We start from the raw sequence: 25,613 nt of genomic DNA, 5'->3' as shown, positions 1-25,613 counted from the left end.
AATGAAAACGAAAAAATCAATGTTAGGTGATATTGCCGCACATCTTTTCCTCATTATCACCACGATTATTGCGGTGTTTCCCTTAGTGTGGATTATGATTTCATCGGTTAAAGGCAAAGGAGAACTTACCAGCGAGCCAACAAGGTTCTTGCCAAAAATCTTTACGTTGGACTATTTTGAACACGTTATCAATGATCTCCATTTTATCGTGAATATCAAAAACAGCTTATTTATCGCTTTGATCACCACGGTTATCGCGATCATTATCTCAGCAATGGCGGCTTATGGAATTGTTCGATTTTTCCCGAAATTGGGGGCAATAATGTCAAAATTATTGGTTACCACCTATATTTTTCCACCAATTCTCTTAGCTATTCCTTATTCCATCGCAATGGCGAAAGTGGGGCTGACCAACACAATGACGGGGCTTATCGTTGTGTATCTCTCATTTAGTGTACCTTATGCTGTTTGGTTGTTGGTTGGATTTTTCCGCACTGTGCCTATCGAAATTGAAGAGGCCGCGCGGATTGATGGCGCAAATAAATTTACCGTCTTCTTCAAAATTGTGTTGCCGTTAGTGGCACCTGGTATTGTGGCAACGGCAATTTATACCTTTATTAATGCGTGGAATGAGTTCTTATATGCGCTGATTTTAGTGAATGACACAAGCAAAATGACCGTTGCTGTGGCGCTACGTTCATTAAATGGTGCAGAGATTTTAGATTGGGGCGATATGATGGCTGCTTCCGTATTGGTGGTGTTGCCGTCCGTGCTGTTCTTTACTTTTATCCAGAACAAAATTGCAGGTGGGCTTTCTGAAGGCTCGGTGAAATAAACTTATATTTATTCTTTTAGGAGAAATCAAATGAAAAATTATGCGGTAATTGGTGTCGGCTATTTTGGTGCTGATTTAGCCAGAATTATGAATGAAAATGAGGATGCAAAAGTGGTGGTTGTCTATGATCCAGAAAATGGTCAAACAATAGCTCAAGAATTAGGTTGTGATGCGGCCGACTCGTTGGAAGCCGCTGTATCTCGCGCAGATGTAGATTGTGTGATTGTGGCAACACCAAATTATTTACATAAAGAACCAGTACTACTGGCGGCAAAATATAAAAAACACGTTTTTTGTGAAAAACCTATTGCACTCAGTTATCAAGATTGTGATGAAATGGTCAGATCCTGCGAGGAGAACGGTGTAGTCTTTATGGCTGGGCATATTATGAATTTCTTTAATGGCGTGCATCACGCTAAAGAGCTAATTAATCAAGGGGCTATCGGGAAAGTGCTTTATTGCCATACCGCGCGTAATGGCTGGGAAGATGTTCAACCGTCCGTTTCTTGGAAAAAAATAAGAGAAAAATCAGGTGGGCATTTATATCATCATATTCACGAATTAGATTGTGTGCAATTTTTAATGGGCGGAATGCCTAAAACCGTTACGATGACAGCAGGCAATGTTGCACATCAAGGGGAACAATTTGGGGATGAAGATGATATGTTATTTCTTAACCTTGAATTTGATGATGGGCGATTTGCCGTGTTGGAGTGGGGATCAGCATTTCGCTGGGGGGAACATTATGTGCTGATTCAAGGGGAAAAAGGCGCAATTAAATTAGATATGTTCCATTGTGGCGGCACCTTACGCGTGGACGGCAAAGATAGCCACTTTTTGATTCACGAAAGCCAAGAAGAAGATGATGACCGTACCAGAATTTATACAGGAACAGAAATGGACGGCGCGATTCAATATGGTCACCCCGGAAAACGTCCCCCTCTATGGCTTAATTCCGTAATGCGTAAAGAAATGAAATACTTAAATGACATTATGCACGGTATGAAACCAAGCCCAGAATTTGAGAAATTATTGACAGGAGAGGCAGCAAGAGCGGCGATTGCCACTGCGGATGCTTGTACAAAATCTCGTTATGAAAATCGTAAGGTGGAAGTGCGAGAAGTGATGTAGAGAGATAAATATTTCCCCCTTTTAAGGGGGAAATTTATATAGTCCAGTTTGTTATAAGAAAAATCTCTTATTTTTCCACCGCACTTTTTACTTCATCAATCATAATGCCCATACTTTCCAGCCCTCCGAAAGTTAAGTACCAATTTGCTGCGTTTAAGTAAACAATGTGGTTATTTTTATAGGCTTGGGTTTGCTGGATAATGGCGTTGTCTAACACGGTTTTTGCGTTGTTGGCTTTATCGGTAATGGCTGCGGTGCGATCGACAACCAACAAATAATCTGGATTTTTCTCTAGCACATATTCAAAGCCAATGCTCATTCCGTGCGTGGACGATTTGATGTTTTTATCAATTGGGGTGAAGCCAAATCCGCTGTACACAATGCCATTAGCGTGAGTTTTCGCCAAAGGCACTTATACGGCTTTCATTGACTAAAGCGAGTAGGGCGGTTTTGCCTTTGGTTTTCTCGGCAAGGGCTTTCATTTGCTTGTCTAGCTGTGCCAGTTTTTCATCGGACAATTGTTGTTTATCAAAAATTTGTCCAAAGGCGTGGATATTTTGTTGAAAACTTGGATAGAAATTGGCGTAATCCACTTTCACGAAAAACACGGGGGCAATTTCTTTTAAGCGATCCAACACTTTTTCTTGGCGACCTGTGGCGATGATCAGATCAGGGTGAAGATCATTGATTTTCTCAAAGTCGGGTTCTGGTGGCACGCCAACGCTTGGGTAATGTTCTTTGCTAAACTCGCTCAAATAGTCAGGCACTTTTCCTGCGTTGCTAATGCCGACAATGCTGTCTTTCGCCCCTAACGCACGAATGGTATCCACCGCAGAAAAATCAAGCACCACCACACGCTTAGGGTTTTGTGGCACCACCTGTTTGCCTGCGGCGTTTTCTACCGTGATGTCTGCCGCATTGGCGCTGGCAACACCGAGTAACGCACAAAGGCTAAGGGCAAGGGTTGATAAGGTTTTTTTCATAGCATACTCCTGTATTAAGCTGATTGATGTCGAAAATACACAGCAATTTTATGCTGGTTAATTTGTTGAATTGGAATTGGCATATCATAAATGCTGGCTAAAATCGGTTCTTGCATCATTGTGGCAACGTCCCCTTGATGCACCAATTTTCCGTCTTTCATTGCGATAATGTAATCGGAATAGCAAGACGCAAAATTAATATCGTGGATCACAATCACCACGGTTTTATTTAATTCTTTGGTGAGCTTGTGTAGCACCTGCATAATTTGTACGGAATGTTTCATATCCAAATTATTCAGCGGTTCATCAAGCAAAATATAATCGGTATCTTGTGCCAAGGTCATTGCAATATAAGCGCGCTGACGCTGCCCACCGCTGAGCTGATTGATATATTGATGACGAAACTCGCCTAAATCCATATATTCAATGGCATTATCAATAAAAGTGCGGTCGTTTTTGGTTAAATTTCCTTGGCTATAGGGAAAACGCCCAAAAGCAACTAATTCTTCCACCGTTAAACGCAAATTAATGTGATTAGATTGTTTTAAAATAGAAAGCTGCTTGGCAATGTCGCTGCTTTTTTGTTGATCTAACGGCACGCCATTTAGGCTCACGGTACCGCTATCGGCACGCAGTAAACGGCTGATAATGGCAAGCACCGTGCTTTTCCCTGCACCATTTGGGCCAATAAAAGAGGTGATTTTGCCGCGCGGAATGGTTACCGAAAGGTTGTCCACCACTTTTTTCGTGCCATAGGTTTTATTAATATTTTTAATTTCTATTGCCATTTTTTATTTGCTCTTAATAACAGATAAAGGAAATACACTCCACCGACAAAATTCACAATGATGCTTAGGGTTGTATTAAAAGTGAAAACTTGGGAAACCAATAATTGCCCGAAAACAAGGGTGATCACCGCAATCAACATTGCCGCGGGGATTAACACCGCGTGGCGATAAGTGCGAATAAATTCAAAGGTTACGTTCATTACTAACAAGCCTAAGAAGGTTAAAGGCCCAACAAGTGCGGTGGAAATTGAAGTCAAAATTGCCACGACAATGAGTAACCGTTTAGTGATCGCCAGATAATCTACGCCTAAATTAATTGCCTGTTCACGCCCAAGGGCAAGCACATCAAAATAACGCACATAGCGCAGGGTATAAAGAATGGTAGCGAGCAAGCCAACCAATGCGATCCATAAAATATCAATATTGATGCGGTTAAAACTGGCGAAGCCAATATCTTGCGCAATCTGAAATTCATTCGGATCGATCAGCACCTCCATAAAGGAGGTTAAGCTTTGGAAAAATGTACCGAAAATGATCCCCACTAAAAGCAGGAAAAATAGACTTTGCTGCTCCGTTTTAAACAGAAAATGATATAGCCCCATTGCGAATAAAATCATCAAACTGGTGCAAGCAAAAAATAACACAATGGGGTTCATTGAGGTTAAGGTGCTAGAACCAAAGAGAAAAATAATCAGGGTTTGAATGAGCAAATAAAGGCTATCCAAGCCCAAAATACTTGGCGTTAAAATGCGATTATTCACAATGGTTTGAAAGATCATTGTCGCCAGTGCAATGGCCACGCCTGTCATTACAATGGCAAGCACGGCAAGGGCGCGGTTGTATAAGGCATATTCCCAACGGCTAGGCAGATGATAGAACACATACAGCACCACACTCAGCAAGGCAAAAATACTGAGTAAAATCAATGATTTCTTAGGATTATAGAAACGCTTAGCCATTTTGAATCCTTTGTTTTAACAGCATATAAAGAAAAATGGCACTGCCGAATACGCCCACAATGGCGTTAATAGAAATTTCGTAAGGATAAATCAGCGAACGCCCTAAAATATCACAAAAAAGCACAAAAACTGCGCCGAGTAGCGCGGTGTGAGAAAGCACTTTTTTCAAATTATCGCCTAAATAAAGGGTAACAATATTAGGGATAATCAGCCCGAGAAAGGGAATCACCCCCACAGAAACAATGATGATCGATGACACCGTTGCCACAATTGCCAAGCCTTGCGCTATCCATTGTGCCTGCGGTTGTTGGGGAAACAAAGCGATTTCGGCTCAGCTGTTGCATCACCAATCCGCAAATACTCAATGATGCCCCTGCAATTAAAATACTCACCAAACGCGGCACACGGCTGATTAAAAAGATCTGCCATTGGGCGGAATCAAAGGCCAGCAAACCTTGCAGATTGACCGTACTCACACCCAAAAACAGCGAAATACCCGAAAGCAACAATAATAAGATAAACAAATAACGGCGTTTAACCATATTAATAGAATTTACAAATGAGAATAATTAGCATAATTATGCCAAATATTATCACGTCAGGGCTGTACTGCAAAGGAAAATCAAAGTGCGGTGTAAAAAATTGATCAGCACCCCAAAAGTTGAACTAAGAGGCCAACTTATTAAGGTGCAGATTTTTGTTAAAAGCTTGTGCTAGTTTTTATTCATTCTTAATTGAATTAGGTTTTCTCTAATTTGATTAATATTATCTGGGGTAAAAAATCTTTCGATGTTTTTCCAAATTGAGTGGAATCCATACGGACCTTCAATCATTTCTCGTTTTGCTTCGTTAAGCTCCCAATTTTGATATATGATTCGATACATAGCAGAAATTAGACCTGTACGATCTGCGCCATGATAACAATGCACTAATACCGCGCCTTGATTTTGTGCTTGTTCAATTTCCCATAGTACATTGGCGACTTCTTTAGGAGTTATTGCCCAAGAAAGTAATGGTGTATTGATAAGTTTTAAATTGGTATGCTGAAAAGCATTCTTGTCTTCATTACGATCAAAAAAACGTAAATTGACAATGGTTTTTATATTGTATTTTTGAATTAAATTATAGTTTTCTGAGGTGAGTTGCTCACTACGAAATAATTTATTATCTATGTTATAAAGGTTTGTTTCTTGGTTCTGTAATACAGCCCAATGCTGTGTATTCTGCGGTGTTTCCGTAGGCGTAGTTGTACAGGAAGAAATAAGTAACATTAAAATGATTATATAAATTTTTTTCATAGATATGCTTTAGTTCCTAATTTAGTTGGTTTGTTTTTTACCTTAGTTAAAGGTGGCTTATATAGAAGTTTTAACTTCTACAGTATTCATTTTATCTTTGAATCTTTATTATCTCTCTTGCATATTTTTATTAATCTTTTTGTTTCTATTTTAATTATGAGTAATAGATAGCAGACTTCAGAATATAATATATAACAAGTGGCCATGCTGACAGTATATAGAACATAATAAAGTTCCTCATTGGAATGACGTTTTTGGGTTGATTTAAACATAAGAAAAATAAAAAAATAGGAGTAATCCATAAGTAATATATTTTAATATTGGGTTTGTAAATAAGTTTTCTAGGGAAAGTCTATAACCTTCATCTTTCTTTTTTCTTTATAAATTAGTAGGCTGTCATTAAAAAATTTATCGTCATCTATCATTATTACATAACCAGTTGCAATAAAAAAGTAACATGTATGATATATTAAAATATAATTCTGGGTGTAGAAAGAAAACAGCAATATGTAGAGGAAGGAACATAAAGATAAATTTAACGCCAAAGCCAAGAAAAGTAGAATGTAAATATATTAAAGTAATGATATGTTTTTTCTTTTTAAATATTTGGTGATAAAATAATATCCTCCTATACATAAAAAATAAAATATAACCAGATAAAAAGTTAAATAGGTTTTCTCTGTATTAGGAATATTTAAGTCGATAGCAAGAAGCATTATAACGTGCAGAAAAATTATAAATAATAAGGCTAGGAAAGTAAATTTTAACGGGAAAGGTATTTCTCCATGTATATTGAAAATGTATTTATTTTCTCTATTAAAATATTTTATTCCCATATTTTCTCCTTAATATGATTAACTGATTTGTTTATAAAATAGCCTGTAATAACTATTACTGCTCCACCAATAAGAAAAACTATTGCAGCATGAGGAGTTCTAATCACCGCTATTAGTAAAGGTGTTAGTATAGATCTTATTGATACAGTAGCCATTCCGCCCAAAAAAGATAATCCAATTCTTCCTAATAACTCTACAATATCTCGACTCCCTGATTCATCCAACATCACTGTATCATAATCCAAAATGACATCAATCACGAATCCTGTTACGGCTAATGGGCCGGAGAAATTTGTTTTAGCTAATGATTTGATGGATAGTACTTCTTTTGCGGATAGCCAAACCCGTTTAATATTTTTACTAATATGAAGCCCTCCGGTTATACCTTTTAATTTTTCATGCGCTAATCCCGCATATCTAAATCCAAAAGCAGGAGTTTTTCCTTTAAATACAATGGCTAAATATCCGTTTATCCATTTTACTTCGACTTTATGATTTATTGCTTTTATCCAATGTTTATTTTCTAATGTGTAATCAATTGTATCTTTAACTAAAGTCATGTCATCGTTAGAGTAATATTGGAGAATCTCTATAAGCTCCTTATATTCTTTATCTTCAAGGATATGTTCTAATTCCCTTACTTCAACTGTTTGTGCTGTTTTATAGCGCTCGACTGGTGTTCCAAAAGGATAGTATTGTAAGGGGATTTTTGAGAGATTAGACTCTTTTTTGACTTTAAATAACGCAACCACACCAACCTCCTCAGGCTCATTTTTGATGCAAGCATAACCATTATCTTTCCATAATTCATCAAAAGCCTGAAGAACGCGTTCAGGTTGATAGAGGGGTTTAAATACTTCCTGATGATTAAATTGATCAAGCGTTTTTACCCATTTATAAGCACTTTGTTGATGAGCCTTATGAATGCCATGTAGTTGATTGATGTCTGGCACATCTGAAAATCCAATATACATAGGCTCTAGCCATAAATCTGGTTTTTCTATTTCTTCGGTCTGAATGCCTATTCTGGTGGTTTTGTATCGTCCCAGTTCTTTATCTTTTGAGCGAACAATAAATGTGCCATCAAAAAATCGGCTCACTTGGACACGGTAGGGAATGCCTTGATTTGAAATAGAGAAGTTGCCATGTATTAATTTCTTGGTTTGTTTATCATAAACGGCATTGAGTCTAAAATTGTTGCTATCTTTTTCACTTGGGAGAATTTCAACGGTTAAATCTGTAAATAGTTTCGTTTGGAAGTTGAACACAACTTCTTGTACAGTGCCTAATAAAATAGTGTAATCACAAGAACGAGCGAGCTTTTCAACAGGTTCTCCAGGTAAGAAAATATAGCGAACTTCTTTTCTTCTTGTTGAAGTTTCATTGTGATGCGCTGCTGATGACATCTACTTTTTCTCCCTTGTTGACTGAGTTGCAGTAAAAAAGTTGAGACTCGTGTCTTCTATCTCTATTTTCCCTTGGCTATCTGCAGTAAGTTGAAGCGACTGACCCGATTTAGATGGTGTGAGGGTGATTTCTTCTCCTTGTGGGGATTTTCCATAGATATCTGCATATTGTAAAGTCATTTTTTTATCTTCATATTGCGATTGGTTTGAGGCTAATTCGATTTCTGTCTCCTGCATTCCGATATGCACACCATCCAACCAAATCCCTTCTTCATTCATTAAAATCGTGTTTTTACCAAAGCGAAGGAGAATCTTTTCATTGTCCATCGTCAGGCTGGTTTGTTTGCCCACTTCAAGCTCAATGCGGTCGTGTGCCGCGTTGAAAATCTCTTTCGCTTGGATAGCTTTAAGTAAGCTGATGGTTTCAAGATTGTTTCCCGCTAAGACAGTTTTGATGTCATTACCAGTGGTGATTTGGGTGGTTCTGCCTTGGTCAATTTGAGTACGTTGGCTACCGTTAACTGTTAAAGTGCGGTGGTTTTTGATGTGATTTTTTTGGTCATGCTCAACCAAGGTGGTCATATCCCGCTGGGCATGCATTTCAAATAATTCTCGGTTCGCGGCATCCTCAAAGAGAATGCTGTTGTAACCTTCCCCTTTGTAAGTTTTCGATTTAATGTGCATTTGGGTATAGGTGGCAGGCAGATTACCCGGAGGGATTTGTAGCTCATTATACACGCGTCCAATAATCAGCGGTTGGTCAGGGGCGCCTTCTAAAAAGCTCACCACCACTTCTTGCCCAACACGCGGAATGGCGAGCATCCCCCAGTTTTGCCCCGCCCAAGGTTGAGCAACGCGCACCCAGCAAGAACTTCTGGAGTCGTTGAACTCCCCTTTATCCCAATGAAATTTCACTTTAACCCGGCCTTGGTAATCCGTGAAGATTTCTTCCCCTTTGGGGCCAGTGACTACCGCAGTTTGTGTGCCACAGATTTGTGGTTTTTGAGGGAAATTACTACGGAAAGTTTTCTCCGGAGAAAGACATTCAAAACGATTAGTGATAAAGGTGGTGTTTTCACGTTGGCTAAAATGGCTTTCCTCTTCCAAGGCTTGCGGTTGTTCGCCATGATGTTGAATGTAAGTTAATTGCCAAGGCTGATTGAAGTCAGCACGAGGGTGGCGATGAATGTGTAAGAGTTGACCTATCCTTAAGGCAAAGTGATTACTTTCTCCCTCGCCCGTATGGGCATCACGGCGTAAACTGTCGAGACGATATTGGGCAAAACGTTCGCCGCTGTCATTTTTATAGCGGCCAGGAAGGGTAGTCTCCTTGGAATTGAATCTCTTCTTGTGTGCCTTGTAAGCCATATTCCGCATTCCAGTTTGGTTTTTTGAAGGTGTAATCTTTTAACAACACTTCAGAAGAACGAATTTGTTCGGTCCATTGGAAGGTACGGAGATGAGGGGCTTGGCGTAATACGGTAGGATTGGCATTATAGTCAAGGGAGAGGGTATCTTCTTTAGATAAACGATGGGCATCATCGTAAATAAAGAGCCGGTCAATTCGATTATGTTCATCTTCCGTACAAAAGAAAAACAAGCCTTCTTCACCGATAATCCGTTGGAAAAATTCATAATCGGTTTCGCGGTATTGCACGCAATATTCCCGTCTTGTACGGTAGGCGATATCAATGGTGTGAAAAAGCACATCGGAATCGCTTAGCAGGGTTTTTAAGATAGCTTCAATACTGGTATGCTGGAAAATGCGAGAGCGTCTTTTTTGGGTTAATCGCCAGAGATGAGGGGAGAGGGTAAAGTGATAAAAGGTATAGCGTTCACCGGTTTTACCGAGTTTGATTTGTGTGACGATACCGGAGATATTCCGTTGTCGCTCACCATCTTGCCAGATGGAAAGGGTTGCAGCGCAGTCGAGCAGTGAACCAAATGGAAGCTGATTATGTTGTGTTGCCGCGACAATAGAGAGTTTAAAGAGGGAATTATAGCCTTCTTCGAAATCGAATTTGACAACACGGAAGGTGTCAGGCGGCAGTTGTGCTACTTCAAGGGTGAAATGGAGGCCTTTGGAGGTGAATAAGTCGAACATAATTTCTCCTTGCTAAATTCGTATTAATTTTTACTCTCTAATTGTCAATAACACATCGGGTTCTTGCACTGGATGACCTATAAAACTTGTCCAGCCAAGTAAACTATCTTGCTCGGTTCCTAAAACCATACCTGATACTTGCTCTTTTGCTAATCCTAATCTCAAATCCCAGGCAAATTGATCTTTTAATATAAAAGAGACAAAGGTAACTAGGGGGAGATAATTTTCTCCATTTGGTAAAAATGACAAAAATTCTTGCCGAGAAAGGTTGTTGAGCTGTAATCCAAATTTGCTTCCTCTGTTTGGCTTTCTGCTACCTAAGGTGAAATTTTCACCTAAACAAGAACGGCCTTTTGGTGGTTTTCCCGCTTCTTTTTTCATTAATCCTAATCGGTTTTGTTCATCTTCGATGATTTCAACATAACGAAAACACCAACTTTCTAGTGAGACGAACTCTAAATCAAAACAATGGGAAACTAAGCTACAAATGATTTCAGGGGAGCGAGCAGGACTAGATAAAATACCAGCATAAGCTAACATTTTGGAATGATTGACAGAGAGTTTGTTTCTGATACTTTTATAGCCAAGTCCAGCTAAGGCAAACATTCTGTTAGAATATTCGTCAGTTCCATTTGTTTGGTAATTTATGTAGTAGCGATATTTTCGCCAAATCTGATGTAGTAATAACGATAGTCTATGGTTGAATAAGTCCATAAAATCAACTAATTTTGTCTCTTTATGAAGATATTCAGTGGCTAGACTATCTAGGTAATAGCCAGGTAGGGGCGATTGGCTACCATGCAAACCTAAAAAAGAAACTTGAAGTTCAAATGTTCCTTCCGGTAATTCTTTTAAGTTAGCGATGTCTCTAATTGGGAAGCCTAATCCGGCTAGTGATGTTAGGCGAATAATTTCATCTTTAGGTAATAAACTTAAGCTTTCACTTGGATCAACCCCTTTGATTTTACATAATAGCTCCATTAGCCGATAGAAATTGTATCGGCTAATATCTAGTTTTTGGGAGACGGTGTTTACATCAATTGATGCTGTCCGATTTGAATAGGCCATTCATAGCTCGCTTGATTATCTAAATTTATTACTTTCAGTTTGTGAAATGAATTTACACTTGCGTAGAGAGAGAAGAACTGGGATAGCACAGTGCAAAATAAAAACATTTCACCTTCAGAGTTAAATTCGCTTTGTTTGATATATAAGGTAGATTGTAGTCCTCTAATAGAAACACTTTTAAATAATCGATCTATTGGCTTGGTTTCTATTGACTTAATCGCATCAAGTTTCTTTTGGGACATTTTGGCATTTCTCCTACTATGCCAGCTGGGCAGATCATAGGTTCTAATAATCTCTTTTAATGCCTCAATTTCGAGTAACGATAAGTAGTTTAGTGAAGAATTGGAAATTAATTTCCAAGCGAGTGTTCCATCTAGTAATGGATGCAGTGGCATAGATGGGCGAGTGATATTTTTAAATTCAACAATTGCTGGGTTTGTTTCTGTGCCAATGCAAATATCACCAACTTTTAAGTTGGTTGGTATTTCACGGTTAGTGCAAGTCACATTGATCGAGATGGATTCGGTTTTTCCTAAACTTATTACCTCATCGCCTCTTACAAAAGAAATATAATGATCAAATCCTTTTTCAAATAAGGCATCTTTAGCATATTCAATTTGATGCTCAAAGCTTTCAAAAGGTAAGTAATGACGTGTAGAAGAATGACGAGGCGCTCTAGCTTTATTGTTCGTATTTTCAACATGGCTTGATACTTGATCTACTGAGAATATTTCATACCATTCAGGATGAGAATAACTTCCTTTTAGCAAATATTCATCTTTATCTCCATCGAATCTGAGCGGTTCACAACTATGCTTAAATAAATTTATTGCAGGTGTGCAATGTAGTCTAAAAGTTGATTTTCTGATTTGAACATCTGAAGACAATGGCTCAGAGAAATAGAGGTTTAATATAAATTGATTTGATTCATCAAGAGTATTTGGTAGTGGAGCGATACCATTTACGTCAAAGAACATGAAGCTTTCGGGAAAGCAGAAATATTCTTGTAAGATCCGATAACCACTGTAAGCATTTTTAGGGTAAGGTAAGAGTGCGTCTTCTTTATTAAATCCTGCAGGTGAAAAATTAAACTCAGTTAATGTTATTTTCTGGTCGTTGACAACAATCTCTGCACCTGTCAAGTAATAGCTAAACCATAGATATAGTTGCTGATTAGTGTAATCATCTGCCCCTAGATAAAAACGCAACTTATTTAAATCTAGTTCAGAGAATTTTAGTGGTGATTCACTAGAAAATACTAAGCTAATAATAGCTTGCTCGTTACTATTTAATACACTTGCATCCGAAAGAGAGAAGGGATTGAGCCAAACATCACGGCAAGTCTGAAATTGACATTGTAGTTTTTTGTCGGAGTTACCAGATGCTATAGGACGGCTTAATAACGTGGTGCCTTTATTTACGACATCAAAACCTTTTGCAACTTTAGGGTTGGGAAAAAATTCAACGATAGTCATACTTGGTGTTGGGCGCAGATAATTTGGCCAGAGCATATTAATTAAACTATGAGTGAACTCTGGAAATTGATCTTCAATTTTGGCTCTTAAACTACCAGATAAAAAGGCAAAGCCTTCTAGTAATCGTTCAACATCGGGATCGGCACTTTTTTCAGATAAAAAATTAGCCAAATGAGGTTTTTCATTAGCAATTTCTTTACCTAATTCACGCAGATAATCTAATTCTTGTCTAAAATATTTTTCAAGAGACATAATCACATCTTAAGTAATGTTGCTCATATCTAGATAATAACGATGATCGTTATCTAGGTGTAAATTAAAGGCAATGTCTTTGGTGTAGTCTTCAAAGGATACTGTTGCCGTGATGTAAAAAAATAGGGTTAGAGGTTGCTCTTCATTAGGAAAGGGTGTCACATTTACCGCGATGATTCGAGGCTCAAAATTCAAAATGCATTCTTGAATGATTTGGGATATTTTTTGATAGATATCCCCTGTATTACTCGTGGCATCATTTAAGTCCATAATACCTAATTGGGCCGCACTTTGTGATGTGCCTGGGTGAGTATTGAGGATATTGTTAAGATTATGTTTTATTGACTCAATAAAAGTTTTGAGACCAGAATGGGAGAGAGGAGAAGGATTTACCTCCTTCCCCTGTATACGCTCAAATAAGCTAGCTGTACTATCTCGTTGCCAACTTAATAATGCCATTTTTCTATTCCTTGTCTAGACGACCAACAAGCGATAGTTCAAAGTTAGATCCCATATATTTAAAGTGTGGTCTTAATTTGATGGAAGATAAGAACCAACCTGGATCTCCCTCTACATCTGATACAGAAATAGATGCCGCTCTGAATGGGCGACGACTACGAACATCTGCAGGTGGGTTTTCTTGATCAGCAACATATTGCTTGAGCCATTTATTTAACTCGGTTTGTAAATCAGTTGCTTCTTTCCAGCTACCAATTTGCTCACGTTGTAATACTTTTAAGAAATGAGCTACTCGAGTGATCATAAATGTATATGGTAATTGAGTACCTAATTTATAGTTGGTTTCTGCTATTTTACCCTCTTTTGTATTTGGGAAAATTTTTGGTTTTTGAACAGAATTAGCAGAAAAGAATGCAGCATTATCACTACCTTTACGCATAGTTAATGCTATAAATCCTTCTTCCGCTAATTCAAATTCTCTTCTATCTGTAATAAGCACTTCTGTTGGGATCTTTGACTGAATTTGTCCCATCGCTTCATAAATATGAACTGGTAAATCATAGACCGCACCGCCACTTTGTGGGCCAATAATATTTGCACACCAACGATATTTAGCAAAACTATCTGTCAAGCAAGAAGCTAGTAAAAATGCGCTATTACCCCATAGATAGTGTTCGTGGTCTTTACTTACATCCTCTTCATAGCCAAAAGTTTTTACCGGATTGTCTGACACAGAGTAAGGTAAACGAACTAAGAAACGAGAGGCAGTTAATCCTAAACTACGAGAGTCTTCAGATTCTCGTAATGAACGCCACTTAGCATACATTGGTCCTTCAAACACTGATTTTAGATCTTTAATTGCAGGTAATTCAGTATAACTTTGAATACCAAAGAAAGCGGGGGATACGGAAGATATAAATGGGGCGTGAGCCATAGAACCTACAGCGCTCACATATTGCAAGAGTTTCATATCTAGGGATTTCGGGGTAAATTCATAGTTCCCAATCACGGCACCAATGGGCTCTCCACCAAATTGACCATAGCCAGAAGAATAAACATGTTTATAAAAACCAGATTGAACAATTTCAGGTGCAAATTCGAAGTCATCGAGTAATTCTTCTTTTGTTGCATGAAAAACGTTAATCTTAATATTTTCTCTAAAGTCTGTTTTATCAACTAATAATTTTAATGAGCGCCAAGATGATTCTAAATTACGAAATTCATTGTGATGTAGAATCTCATCTACTTGGGCGCTTAATTTCCGATCAATCTCATTGATCATTTTATCTATTAATAACTTGTTTACTGGCTCTTCTTTAGAGCCTGTTTCTAAAATGTTACTAATAAAAGCAGCGACACCTTGTTTAGCAATATCATAGCCTTCACTATCTTCAGAAAGCCTTGTTTGAGCCATGATTTCATCAAGTAATGAGCCCGAAGTAGTGGTATTTTGTTCGATTTGTTCTGTTTGGATTTTATCAGCCATATCTAAAGTCCTCTGGTATGATCAACTATTTTTTATCAACTAAATTTAATTCTGCAAGTAATTGAGCTCGGGATTGCTCATCTTCGAGTAGTTCTGCGATTCTAGCTCGAAAAGCCGGAACATTCCCAAGTGGTCCTTTGACGGCAGTTAATGCTTCTCTTAATTCAAGCAATTTACGTAATTCTGGAACGGATTTAACAATGTTATCTGGAGAGAAGTCATTAAGAGATTTGATGTCTAATTGCACATTAATTTCATCATCTGGTGATGCGTCATCGGATAATTTGTTTGCAACATTAATATTCAAACCAATTTCCATTTCTTCCATAACTGAAGAAAAATTGTTTTTATCAATAGAAATCATTGATCGCTCTTCTATAGATGAGTCTTCTGCTTTTCCCTTCATATCACCAACAACTAAGAGATTTAATGGTAATTCAACTTCGGCAGTTTCACCGCCTGTTGCTGGGACGTATTTAATATTGATTCGCTCTTTAGGTGCAACAGAACCTTCTTTTTTACTCATAGCATTATCCTTCTTTAATTGTATAGAATGAAAAGGGGGTATACATGGTATATAGACCAACTCCATGTTACGTTTCAATTACAGGAAAAACCCAAGGTAATATCACAGCTGGTGCGTTTACGGCTGATTCTGTGGGAAATATTTTTGTTGAAGGTCATGAAGATCAAATGTTGGTTCAGCAGGTTAAACACCAAGTGACCGTGCCAACGGATCCACAATCAGGTCAACCATCAGGTCAACGTGCACATAAACCATTAATTTTAACGGTAGCCCTAAATAAAGCAGTTCCATTGCTTTATAATGCGTTAGCTTCAGGAGAAATGCTACCGAAAGTAGAATTAAAATGGTATCGCACATCAGTTGAAGGCAAACAAGAGCATTACTTCACAACTACATTAGAAGATGCAACTATTGTTAATATGGATCTTTTAATGCCACATGCACAGGATCCTTCTCAAAAAGAGTTTACTCAATTACTTGATGTCTTTTTAGCTTACCGAAAAATCACTTGGGAGCATACTGTAGCAGGTACATCAGGTTCAGATGACTGGCGTACACCAATTGAAGCTTAATTAACTAGATTAGTTACGAGTATGGTGTGTCAAGCACATCATACTTTTAGTGGAATTTGATCTTAGTTATATACCTTTGGGAAAAGTGACTGTAACTACAAATAAAGAGAATATGGTAGAATTTTATTCTACACGAAATAACTTTTTTATTTAAAAATCAATATTTAGAGAGATTTGATTCGAAAGCTTTAACTGGGATATTTAAGAGTTATTACAAAAATTTTTATATAAGTATTTTCAAAGACGCATAATTAAGAATTATGAAAAGCTTATCAGAATCTAAAAAAGAACTTTTAGTTTGGTATCATTAAAATGATAGTTATTGACTTTCTAATCTAAGATAAAATTAGGTAACTGAATTCGAATATAATTTATAGTAAATTATTCAGCAGAATAAACTATTACTTCAAACCTCAAAACAATATAGTTGTTTTCTGTATAGATGTTTTGCTTTTATAATGAGTTGTTTTCATTTTTATAGCTATAAATATAACGGCTAGTCTAATATAGTGTTAAAGTTAATATCCGACCTTTACAAATTTTAGAATTTGTGTAGGATCAGCGTATCTATTAAACGATAGAGCTTGTGGTAATGTTGGTTGAATCTTTCTATGTGAAGGGCTATTTAAGTTAGCGGAGCTATATAAGGGATTTTACATCTCTTGACTTTCGAGTCATGGCGGTTCAAGTCTGTTCTCGGCACCATCTAAAAATAGAAATAAATCAATAAGATAGTCGCCAAGAGCGGCTTTTTTATATCTGAAAATCAAAGTTGGGACTTTCCCTATGTTGAAACTCACCCCTTTTCAATGGTCATCATTTAATTTTTCGGTTTTTACTGTGCTTATGGTGTCATTGTGCCGTTTTTACCGATTTGGTTAGCACAGTATGGCTATGATGTGGAATTAATTGGCACATTGATTTCCCTTGGTTATTTATGTCGTTTTGCCGGTGCTATTTTTTTCACTAAAAATGTTAAGCACCTTAATCAGTTGATTCCATTAAGTCGCCTTCTAACTTGGTTAAGCGTATTGGTGCTGATAGCGGTGAGTTGGGCGGTACAATCATTGTGGTGGCTTATTCCTATTTTAGCACTGTTTCATATGTTGAATGGCGGAATTATGCCTGTTTGCGATACCATTGCTACGAGTTGGCATCAGCAGTTAGGAATGGATTATGGCAAAAGTCGTTTATTTGGTTCGCTAGCTTTTATTGTTGGCTCGATTACAGCAGGCTATTTGCTTGGTTGGCTAGGAAAAAGTGCAATTATCGGCATTATTATTGGTTATTTAGTTTTTTGGGGGCTGGGGATTAGTTTAAATCCTACACAAAGATTTAATCAGCAGGAAAAGCAAGAAGCTGCGGTAACAGCGAGTTATCGTGAATTATTGCGAAATCCAACGACAATCAGAATGATTATTGCCACCGCCCTTATTCAGGGTTCACACGCGGCTTGTTATGCGTATGGCACGATTTATTGGTCTGCAAACAGTCTTAGCACTTCACAAATTAGTTGGCTGTGGAGTTTGGGTGTGGTAGCTGAAGTGGTATTTTTCTTCTTTTCTAAACGTTTTTTTAGAACTTGGCAAATTCATTATTTGACCTTGTTTTCGGCATTAGCCGCAATCATTCGCTGGACAACCATTGCTTACACAACAGATTTTACGCTGCTGATCTTCGCCCAAATGCTACACGCATTCACTTATGCAATGGGGCATTTTGCGATGATTCGTTATATCACTTCTCAGCCAAGTGAAACGATTCCAAAATTACAAGGGCTATATTTTGCAAGCTCTAGTTGTATTATGATGGCGCTTTTCACCTTTATTTCGGGATTGGTTTACCCAACTTCCGCACAAATGAGTTTTGTGCTAATGGCGATTTTTGTTTTGCCTGCAATCTTCTTTGTACCGAAGAAATTTTCAAACCACCTAGAGGTGATTGAATAAAAAATAAGGCGATTTTCCATCGCCTTTAAAAATTCCCAAAATTTTCACCGCACTTTAGTTTTTATCTCTCACCACATTCAACGCCGAGAAACTTTGTGCTACGGGCATTATTTCAATGCGGTTGATATTAACGTGGGCTGGTTGTTGGTAGATCCATAGCACGGTGTTAGCGATGTCTATTGGCTCAATGGGTTGTACGTTGGCATAGACGCTGGCAGCTTTGCTGTCATCGCCTTTGAAACGTACGTTAGAAAATTCAGTGCCGCCGCACAGTCCCGGTTCTACGTTGGTTACACGCACCTTAGAGCCAGCTAAATCAGCACGCAAGTTCAAGCTAAATTGTTCCACAAACGCCTTGGTTGCGCCGTAAACGTTACCTCCTGGGTAAGGATATGTGCCTGCGATTGATCCTAAATTGATAATATGCCCTTGTTGGCGTTCTACCATTTGTGGTAGCACTTTGCGGGTGAGATAGGTTAAGCCCACAATGTTGGTGTTGATCATTGTTAGCCAATCGTCAAAATTGGCTTGATGTGCAGGCTCTAAACCTAGCGCTAAACCTGCATTATTCACGAGCAAATCAATTTGTTGGAATGCTTCAGGAAGCTTGGAAAGGGCACGATCAATTTCGCTTAAATTATTCATATCCATTTGTAATGGAAAGAAATTTTCGCCTAACTCTGCTTGTAACTTTTCCAGTTTTTCTAAACGGCGGGCCGCACCAATCACTTTGTATCCTGCTTTAATAAACACTTCGCACATTGCTTTACCAAAGCCTGCCGATGCGCCTGTAATTAAAATCGCCATAATTCCCCCTATCTAGTTTAGTTGAGTTAAATATCCCTTACCTAAGGCATTCATTTGTCGCATAATCCAACGTTGTTTTTTCTGCACAAACGCGCTGGGTTTATTTGCTTTAAATATGATTGGATTAGGCAACACCGCAGCCAATAACGCCGCTTCTTGCTGATTAAGCTGTTTCGCTGATTTTTTGAAATAGGCTTGGCTGGCGGCTTCAACCCCAAAAATACCATTACCAAATTCAGCAATGTTTAAATAGACTTCTAAAATCCGTTTTTTTGACCAGAGCAGTTCTACCATTAAGGTGGTCGGCAATTCAATGCCTTTGCGCAGCCAGCTTTGTCCGTGCCATAGGTATAAATTTTTTACGGTTTGCTGTGAGATAGTCGAGCCGCCCCGCACCTTTGTTGATTTTTTATTGTATTTCAATGCCTTATCGATAGCGTCCCAATCAATCCCGTGATGCTGAGCAAATTTTTGATCTTCGGCGGCGATAACGGCTAATTGCATTTGCCACGAAATTTTATCCAAACTCACCCATTGATATTTAATGGGATAACTTTCACCGTTTAAAAGATGACTCACTTTCTGCTGTGCCATATAGGAAGAAAATGGCACAGGCACAACACGAAATAGCAACGTTATGCCTAAAAAAGCTGCGAACGCATAGAAAGAATAACGCAAGATTCTTTGTTTTATGCGCTGCAACCATTTTGGCTTTTTATTCTTTCTGCCCATCAAGCTGTTCTTTTACCCATTGCATAAACTCAGGTGGCATTGTTTTGATCATATTTGATCCCCTTGTAATGGTTGCCGCGCTGGTGTTCAAATTTTGTTGAATTTCGCGTTGTGAGCAACGCTTATCTAATAACTGTGCTACAATTTGTAAACGCAAGCCCACCGCATCTCGTTCATCTGCGGTGAGTAGCAGGGTGAGTAATTCTTGTTCTTTATTTTGTGCAAATGCAGTGCGTAAAATCTCGATAAATGCCTGCCATTGATCCATATTTTTGCTCACATACATAGCTTTCTCCTAGGATTAAAACGTTTCACTGTGCTATTAAACTACTTCACTAGTATAATCTATTCTGCTCGGCTTGGGTAAATTTTTCTGCCTTTTCTCCTTGTAACAGTTGGTAATAATAATCGTACGCTAGCACATTTTGCACATATCCACGGGTTTCATAAAAAGGAATGGTGGCGATAAATTCTGCCATTGTGAGCTTGCCATTGGATTTTGCCAGCCAGCTATCAACACGCCGTGCGCCTGCGTTGTAAGCCGCAGCAATTAAAATGCGATTATTGCCATATTTTTCTGCAAGCTGATTAAGATGGGTTGTGCCAAGCATAATATTATCAATAGGATCAAACAGTTGGCTCTCTTTTTTATAAGGGAGTTGATCTTGCTCTGCGGTGAGTTTCGCCGTGCTTGGCAACAGTTGCATCAATCCACGTGCATTAGCAGAAGAAGTTACATTTGCGCGCCACGCACTTTCTTGTCGAGCGATTGCCATAGCAAAAGTGCGGTGAATTTTTGCGTTATTTTTGTTATTGATGAACAAATCAAACCACGTTTGGTAAGCGTTAGGTAAACGTAAGGCGATATAATCCCACGCTTTCGCTTGAATCGTGGCTTCCACTTGTAAATCAGCCCACTGATTTTGCTCAGCATATTGAGCTAAGGCAAGTTTGCCCGCAAAATCCGAGCTATCTAACAATACTCGCCATTCACGCTGAATATTGGTACGATCATTGAGCGCCTGTAACTCATTAATGCGTGCAAATTGCTTAGCATAACGCAGTAAAGGTTGTTCATTTGACGAGAAAGTTTTCATCGTTGGCTGATAATCCACGCCCAAACGCTGTGCTGCAAGCATTGGGTAAAATCCCCGTGCATTTTTCTGCATTTTCTGCCAAATCTGTGTAGCTTGCGCGGTTTTGCCTTGCTGAAATAACACTTCACCTTGCCAATATCGCCATTCATCTTTCTGTTTACCTTGTTCCGAAAGCAAATTTAGCCAAGGTTGAATCTCCGCTTTTTCACGCAATGCCACACGAATGCGGCGTTCAGTTTGTTTATCTTCTTTTAAGGTTTGCAGGGTTGCATCGCGCCATTGCTGAATAGACGGATTTTCGCTATCAAAAAGCTGGCTCAGCAAGGCAGATTGCCAGCCTTGAGTTTGCGCGGGCGATAAATTAAAGCGAGCCGCCCATTGTTGTAATTGGGCAAAAGGGGCGCTGACATTGAGCTGATTTTCCGTAATGGTTTTGATAAAACGCGGCATTACGGCAAGCAAAATCTGTTTATTTTCATCATCGGCAGACAAATTTTCTATATAAAAAGTGTTGCTTGGAGAAAGCAATAAACGCGGTGATTTCAATAAGTTAGCCAGATTGGTCAGCCAAGTTTTTAATTCGGCATCTCGCGTAAGCGTTGCTAATTCGCTAATTAAGGCACGATTATTTTTTTCTACGGCAAGCAAAGCACGCTGTTTAATTAAATCTTCCATAATCACACCCTGATCGTAGGCTTGCTGGAAAATAGCTTGGCATTGCGTGGGTGAGCTGTTTCCTGTGAGCCATAACTCTTTGATTTTTATCGCAAGTGCGGTGTTTTTTTCTATAATTTTGTCCGCTGTCGCTTCAAGTTCTGTTTGCGATGAAGGTTGTTTTTCTTGCTGTTGTGCTGTCATCATAATGCAAGAGGCGCTGTTATCTTTGGGTAAATCGTTCACATTGGCTAAAATCCCCTGCCAATTTTGTGTATCGTATTGTTGTTGCAGCCAATAATTAGGCAAATTCTTGATTGGAAAATCAGGATATTTCTTTACAAAATCAATAACTTCATCAAAAGACAAGGCGGCTTTTTTCGCGCTTAGAAATTGATGTTCCGCATAAGGTAAGAGTGGATAATCTTGCAGCTGAGCCAATAATGCCTTGGCGATATCTAGTGTGGTTTCACTTTGGGAAAAGGCTAAATATTGTTGCAGTTTGCGATAAATTTCTCGTTCGCATGCCAGTTTTTGTTGGCTTACTAACAATGCTTTTGCAGCATCATTATTTTCAGGGCTAGCATTAGCTTTATTTACATTTTGCCCCTCTGTGATATTTTGCTTTTCCGTTATATTTTGCGTTTGCTTTACATTTTCTGCCGCTTTTATTTCTGTATTTTGTGCGGCTGCACGAGCTGGCTGCGCTGAATTTCCCCACACGAAAAGGGAAAGCGAAGATAAACTTAGGGCAAGTAAGGTTTGGGTAAATTTCATAATATTCCTTTTTATGGCACTTTTTAGATAGGATAAAAATTGGGTAAAAACCACCGCACTTTTGTGCTGTTGTAATGGCTATTTCATAACTACATTTATAAACAAAAGCCCGAATAAATCGGGCTTAAAATCTAACTGATTATTAGACCGCACTTGGCTAAAAAAGTGCGGTGAAATTTTTAGAAATTTTTACGGCAGTTCGTCAATATCGTCTTTATTCACTTTTTGAATCACCATATGTTCACGTCTTAAGCCGAGATCATAGGCGATACTAATAGCAATATAAATGGTTGAGTAAGTACCAAAGCCGATACCGATTAAAAGCGCCAATGAGAAACTATGGATTGTAGGCCCACCAAACACAAACAGCGCGATCACCACGAAAAGCGTTGTGATCGATGTCATCAAGGTTCTTGATAGGGTTTGGGTGAGTGAAATATCAATAATATCCACGGTGTCAATACGGCGAATTTTGCGGAAGTTTTCACGCACACGGTCAAATACCACGATACTATCGTTCAGTGAGTATCCCACCACCGATAAAATGGCTGCCACAAAGGTGAGATCCATTTCGATTTGGAAATAAGAAAAGATCCCAAGGGTTACAATCACATCGTGCGCAAGGGCAACGATCCCCCCTGCCGCTAAACGCCATTCAAAGCGGAATGCAATGTAGGCAAGCAACATTAATAAGGTGATTAATGTCGCATAAATCGCGCCTTGGGTAAGCTCTTCACCCACATTTGGGCCAACAAATTCCACGCTGCGAATTTGGATATCATTATCCAATTTGCTGAGCATTCCTTTGATTTGCGTGCCAATATCCGCGCCGCCAGCCGAAGCTGAAAGACGGATCATTACATCACGCACGCCACCTGTGGTTTGCACTAATGGGCTTTCGATACCATTTTCTTTTAAAGTTGCACGGATTTTTTCTAAATCAGCGGGTTGGGAAAAATGCGTATCCACCACCGTACCGCCAGTGAAATCCAAGCCCCAGTTAAAGCCTTTGGTTACAATGCTTGTAATACAAAGTGCGGTAACAATTAATGAGAAAATATAACCCACAAGGCGGTAGCGCATAAATGGGATAAGCTTGAATGGTAAGATTACCCCTTTATATTCATTCACTTTTTTATCTTTTGTAAATAAGCTCATCGTAACCACCTTAAATAGATAATTTCTCAACGCGTTTGCCACCATAAAGGAAATTGACCAGCATTCGAGTTCCCGTAATCGCTGTAAACATTGAGATCGCCACCCCTAATGAAAGGGTGATCGCAAAGCCTTTAATTGGCCCTGTTCCCACCGCATAAAGCACGATAGAAGTTAAAATTGTGGTTAAGTTAGCATCAAAAATACTGCTAAATGCCCCGTTATAGCCTTCGTTGATGGCTTGTTGAATGGTGCGTCCGTTACGAATTTCTTCTTTAATCCGCTCAAAAATCAACACGTTCGCGTCCACAGACATTCCCACCGAAAGAATAATCCCTGCAATCCCCGGCATTGTGAGTGTTGCTCCCGGAATTAACGACATTAAACCAACGAGCAAAACCATATTGGCAAGCAACGCCATACTTGCAAATAAGCCGAACACTTTATAGTAAATCAGCATAAATACCACGGTAATGGCTAAGCCCCAAAGCCCTGCTTGCAAGCCTTGTTCCACATTTTGCGCACCGAGTGATGGTCCAACCGTACGTTCTTCCACAATTTGGATTGGCGCGGTTAATGCACCAGAACGCAATAATACGGAGAGATTAAGCGCTTCATTTGGGCTATCAATACCAGTGATTTGGAATTGGCTGCCAAAACGCCCTTGAATGGTTGCAATATTGATCACTTCTTCGTGTTTAGCGAGAACGGTTTTGCCATTTTCATCTTTTTTGCCACTGTCTTTATATTCAACATATAAAGTTGCCATCGGCTTTTTCAGATTCATTTTGGTGGTTTGCGACATCATATCGCCGCCTTCGCTATCCAAGGTTACACTTACTTGTGGCGTACCTGAATTTTGATCAACCCCTGATGACGCATTGACAATATGTTCCCCCCCTAATACCGCACGTTTGTACAGCACCACAGGGCGACCATTACGATCAAATTTCACTTCAGAATCTGAAGGCACCATTCCACGCATTGCCGCATCAACATTGGCGTTTTGATTCACTAAACGAAACTCAAGAGTGGCTGTTGCACCTAAAATTTCTTTTGCACGCGCAGTATCTTGAACGCCCGGCAATTCCACCACAATACGCTCTGCGCCTTGGCGTTGAATCACAGGTTCAGAAACGCCTAATTCTTCCACACGGCGGCGTAAAATACTCAAGTTTTGCTCAATAGCGTGATCGCGCGCTTCATTTAACGCAGCATCAGATAAGGTTAAAGAAAGCGTGTTATTAGAAATTTCACGAATATCTAAATTGGGGTGCGCTTGACGCAATAAGCGCTGAACGGCTGAAAGCTGATCAGGATTTTTTAGGGTAACCACAGTGCTATGATTTTCCCCTGCGCGAATATTGGTATATTGATATTTCGCTTTACGCAATTCGCCTAATAAACTGTCTTGCAACTGCTCTTGACGTTTCGCCAGCGCAGTATTCATATCCACTTCCATTAAAAAGCGTACACCACCACGCAAGTCCAAGCCCCATTTCATTGGTGAACCACCAATATCAGAAAGCCATTTTGGCGTAGCTGGCGCAAGGTTAAGCGCGACCGAATAGCCATTGCCTAATTTTTCGCTGATTTTATCTTTGGCAAGCAGCTGATCATCAGTGTTATTAAAACGAGCAAGAATTGAACCGTTTTCTAATTTAATGGATTTGGTAGTGAGATGATTTTCGTTAAGAAGCGTTTGCACATTGCTAAGGGTTGTTGTGTTGGCTTCTTGACCACGAGTTCCTGAAATTTGAACGGCAGGATCTTCACCGTAAAGATTTGGGAGAGAATATAAAACACCAATGGCGACCACAAGGGTCACCATTATATTCTTCCATAAAGGGTAACGATTTAACATAACTTTCCAGTTCCCTTGCGGAAATAGTTAATAATTAAAGGCTTTTTAATGAACCTTTTGGTAACACAGAAACAATGAAATCACGTTTAATGGTAATTTCTGTGCTGTCATTTAAGGCAAGAACAACATAATCGCTTTCTGCCCCAATTTTGGTAATTTTACCAATAATACCACCTGAAGTAAGAACTTCCGTGCCTTTCGCTAACTCAGCCATTAATTGCTTATGCGCTTTATTGCGTTTTGCTTGTGGACGATAAATCATAAAATAGAAAATCAATCCGAACAGAACGAAAATAAATAACATTGACATTGGGCTACCTTGTTGAGCTTCCATTTTTAATCCTTTTTGTTAGTTAATGAAAATGTAGGACGTTAAAATAGCACAAAAACCCTTTATTGA

21 protein-coding genes and 3 pseudogenes are annotated in these 25,613 nt (G+C 38.9%); 4 read left to right on the top strand and 20 right to left on the bottom strand.

Going from position 1 to position 25,613, the window contains the following annotated elements; all coding sequences use genetic code 11:
* The first annotated feature begins 1 nt into the window (after position 1).
* Both C3007_RS00975 and C3007_RS00970 read left to right on the top strand, forming a co-directional pair.
* The gene (locus C3007_RS00975; RefSeq protein ID WP_103852658.1) at positions 2 to 835 is read left to right on the top strand and encodes a carbohydrate ABC transporter permease; all 834 of its coding nucleotides are present in this window, start codon (positions 2 to 4) and stop codon (positions 833 to 835) included.
* A 30-nt stretch (positions 836 to 865) separates the two neighbouring features.
* Positions 866 to 1,966, top strand: coding sequence for a Gfo/Idh/MocA family protein (locus C3007_RS00970; RefSeq protein ID WP_103852657.1), 1,101 nt, complete (start codon positions 866 to 868; stop codon positions 1,964 to 1,966).
* 67 nt (positions 1,967 to 2,033) lie between these two features.
* Here C3007_RS00970 and C3007_RS00965 read toward each other — a convergent pair.
* The 13 genes and pseudogenes from C3007_RS00965 to tssB form a co-directional block, all read right to left on the bottom strand.
* A pseudogene (locus tag C3007_RS00965) lies at positions 2,034 to 2,949 on the bottom strand (siderophore ABC transporter substrate-binding protein).
* 14 nt (positions 2,950 to 2,963) lie between these two features.
* Positions 2,964 to 3,737, bottom strand: a complete 774-nt coding sequence (locus C3007_RS00960) for an iron ABC transporter ATP-binding protein (RefSeq protein ID WP_103852656.1) — start codon at positions 3,735 to 3,737, stop codon at positions 2,964 to 2,966.
* The gene (locus tag C3007_RS00955; RefSeq protein WP_103852655.1) at positions 3,728 to 4,696 is read right to left on the bottom strand and encodes an iron chelate uptake ABC transporter family permease subunit; all 969 of its coding nucleotides are present in this window, start codon (positions 4,694 to 4,696) and stop codon (positions 3,728 to 3,730) included. Before C3007_RS00955 ends, C3007_RS00960 begins: the two co-directional genes overlap by 10 nt.
* A complete protein-coding gene (locus C3007_RS11775; protein WP_279325017.1) occupies positions 4,689 to 4,925 on the bottom strand; it encodes an iron chelate uptake ABC transporter family permease subunit in 237 nt (78 codons plus the stop codon). Before C3007_RS11775 ends, C3007_RS00955 begins: the two co-directional genes overlap by 8 nt.
* Positions 4,894 to 5,238 carry an iron chelate uptake ABC transporter family permease subunit gene (locus tag C3007_RS11770; RefSeq protein WP_279325016.1) on the bottom strand — a complete coding sequence of 115 codons (345 nt, stop codon included), beginning with the start codon at positions 5,236 to 5,238 and terminating at the stop codon, positions 4,894 to 4,896. The genes C3007_RS11775 and C3007_RS11770 overlap by 32 nt, the downstream gene beginning before the upstream one ends.
* Before the next feature lie 171 nt (positions 5,239 to 5,409).
* Positions 5,410 to 5,994 (bottom strand): tyrosine-protein phosphatase, encoded by a 585-nt coding sequence (locus C3007_RS00945; RefSeq protein WP_103852654.1) that lies wholly within the window; start codon positions 5,992 to 5,994, stop codon positions 5,410 to 5,412.
* 826 nt (positions 5,995 to 6,820) lie between these two features.
* On the bottom strand, positions 6,821 to 8,236 hold the full coding sequence (locus C3007_RS00935) for a hypothetical protein (protein WP_103852652.1): 1,416 nt from the start codon (positions 8,234 to 8,236) through the stop codon (positions 6,821 to 6,823).
* Positions 8,237 to 8,662: 426 nt separating this feature from the next.
* A pseudogene (locus C3007_RS11830) lies at positions 8,663 to 10,340 on the bottom strand (type VI secretion system Vgr family protein); the annotation flags it as partial.
* A 30-nt stretch (positions 10,341 to 10,370) separates the two neighbouring features.
* On the bottom strand, positions 10,371 to 11,408 hold the full coding sequence (gene tssG, locus C3007_RS00920; protein ID WP_103852649.1) for a type VI secretion system baseplate subunit TssG: 1,038 nt from the start codon (positions 11,406 to 11,408) through the stop codon (positions 10,371 to 10,373).
* A complete protein-coding gene (tssF, locus tag C3007_RS00915; protein WP_103852648.1) occupies positions 11,372 to 13,135 on the bottom strand; it encodes a type VI secretion system baseplate subunit TssF in 1,764 nt (587 codons plus the stop codon). The genes tssG and tssF overlap by 37 nt, the downstream gene beginning before the upstream one ends.
* A gap of 9 nt (positions 13,136 to 13,144) precedes the next feature.
* Positions 13,145 to 13,594, bottom strand: coding sequence for a type VI secretion system baseplate subunit TssE (gene tssE, locus C3007_RS00910; protein ID WP_103852647.1), 450 nt, complete (start codon positions 13,592 to 13,594; stop codon positions 13,145 to 13,147).
* A gap of 4 nt (positions 13,595 to 13,598) precedes the next feature.
* Positions 13,599 to 15,080 carry a type VI secretion system contractile sheath large subunit gene (tssC, locus tag C3007_RS00905; RefSeq protein ID WP_103852646.1) on the bottom strand — a complete coding sequence of 494 codons (1,482 nt, stop codon included), beginning with the start codon at positions 15,078 to 15,080 and terminating at the stop codon, positions 13,599 to 13,601.
* Between the two features lie 25 nt (positions 15,081 to 15,105).
* The gene (gene tssB / locus C3007_RS00900; protein WP_103852645.1) at positions 15,106 to 15,606 is read right to left on the bottom strand and encodes a type VI secretion system contractile sheath small subunit; all 501 of its coding nucleotides are present in this window, start codon (positions 15,604 to 15,606) and stop codon (positions 15,106 to 15,108) included.
* 44 nt (positions 15,607 to 15,650) lie between these two features.
* Between tssB and C3007_RS00895 the strand changes: the two genes are divergently transcribed.
* Together C3007_RS00895 and C3007_RS00890 are read left to right on the top strand one after the other, a co-directional pair.
* Positions 15,651 to 16,178, top strand: a complete 528-nt coding sequence (locus tag C3007_RS00895; RefSeq protein WP_103852644.1) for an Hcp family type VI secretion system effector — start codon at positions 15,651 to 15,653, stop codon at positions 16,176 to 16,178.
* Between the two features lie 786 nt (positions 16,179 to 16,964).
* Positions 16,965 to 18,127: pseudogene (locus tag C3007_RS00890) on the top strand (3-phenylpropionate MFS transporter).
* 54 nt (positions 18,128 to 18,181) lie between these two features.
* Here C3007_RS00890 and C3007_RS00885 read toward each other — a convergent pair.
* The 7 genes from C3007_RS00885 to yajC form a co-directional block, all read right to left on the bottom strand.
* Complete coding sequence (locus C3007_RS00885) at positions 18,182 to 18,934, bottom strand: SDR family oxidoreductase (protein ID WP_103852643.1); 753 nt, start codon at positions 18,932 to 18,934, stop codon at positions 18,182 to 18,184.
* 12 nt (positions 18,935 to 18,946) lie between these two features.
* On the bottom strand, positions 18,947 to 19,666 hold the full coding sequence (mtgA, locus tag C3007_RS00880; protein ID WP_103852642.1) for a monofunctional biosynthetic peptidoglycan transglycosylase: 720 nt from the start codon (positions 19,664 to 19,666) through the stop codon (positions 18,947 to 18,949).
* Entirely contained in the window at positions 19,650 to 19,952 is a 303-nt protein-coding gene (gene trpR, locus C3007_RS00875) for a trp operon repressor (protein ID WP_103852641.1), read from the bottom strand. The genes mtgA and trpR overlap by 17 nt, the downstream gene beginning before the upstream one ends.
* A gap of 49 nt (positions 19,953 to 20,001) precedes the next feature.
* Complete coding sequence (locus tag C3007_RS00870) at positions 20,002 to 22,194, bottom strand: transglycosylase SLT domain-containing protein (protein WP_103852640.1); 2,193 nt, start codon at positions 22,192 to 22,194, stop codon at positions 20,002 to 20,004.
* A gap of 189 nt (positions 22,195 to 22,383) precedes the next feature.
* Positions 22,384 to 23,352 carry a protein translocase subunit SecF gene (gene secF / locus C3007_RS00865; protein ID WP_103852639.1) on the bottom strand — a complete coding sequence of 323 codons (969 nt, stop codon included), beginning with the start codon at positions 23,350 to 23,352 and terminating at the stop codon, positions 22,384 to 22,386.
* Positions 23,353 to 23,362: 10 nt separating this feature from the next.
* Positions 23,363 to 25,213 carry a protein translocase subunit SecD gene (gene secD, locus C3007_RS00860; protein ID WP_103852638.1) on the bottom strand — a complete coding sequence of 617 codons (1,851 nt, stop codon included), beginning with the start codon at positions 25,211 to 25,213 and terminating at the stop codon, positions 23,363 to 23,365.
* Positions 25,214 to 25,247: 34 nt separating this feature from the next.
* Complete coding sequence (yajC, locus tag C3007_RS00855; RefSeq protein ID WP_103852637.1) at positions 25,248 to 25,547, bottom strand: preprotein translocase subunit YajC; 300 nt, start codon at positions 25,545 to 25,547, stop codon at positions 25,248 to 25,250.
* Positions 25,548 to 25,613: the final 66 nt, after the last annotated feature.

This window comes from Avibacterium gallinarum, assembly GCF_002921135.1.
In the GTDB taxonomy this organism is placed as follows: Bacteria; Pseudomonadota; Gammaproteobacteria; order Enterobacterales; family Pasteurellaceae; genus Avibacterium; species Avibacterium gallinarum.
Note: the sequence above shows the minus strand (reverse complement) of the source record. Positions and strands in the feature narration are given on the sequence as shown.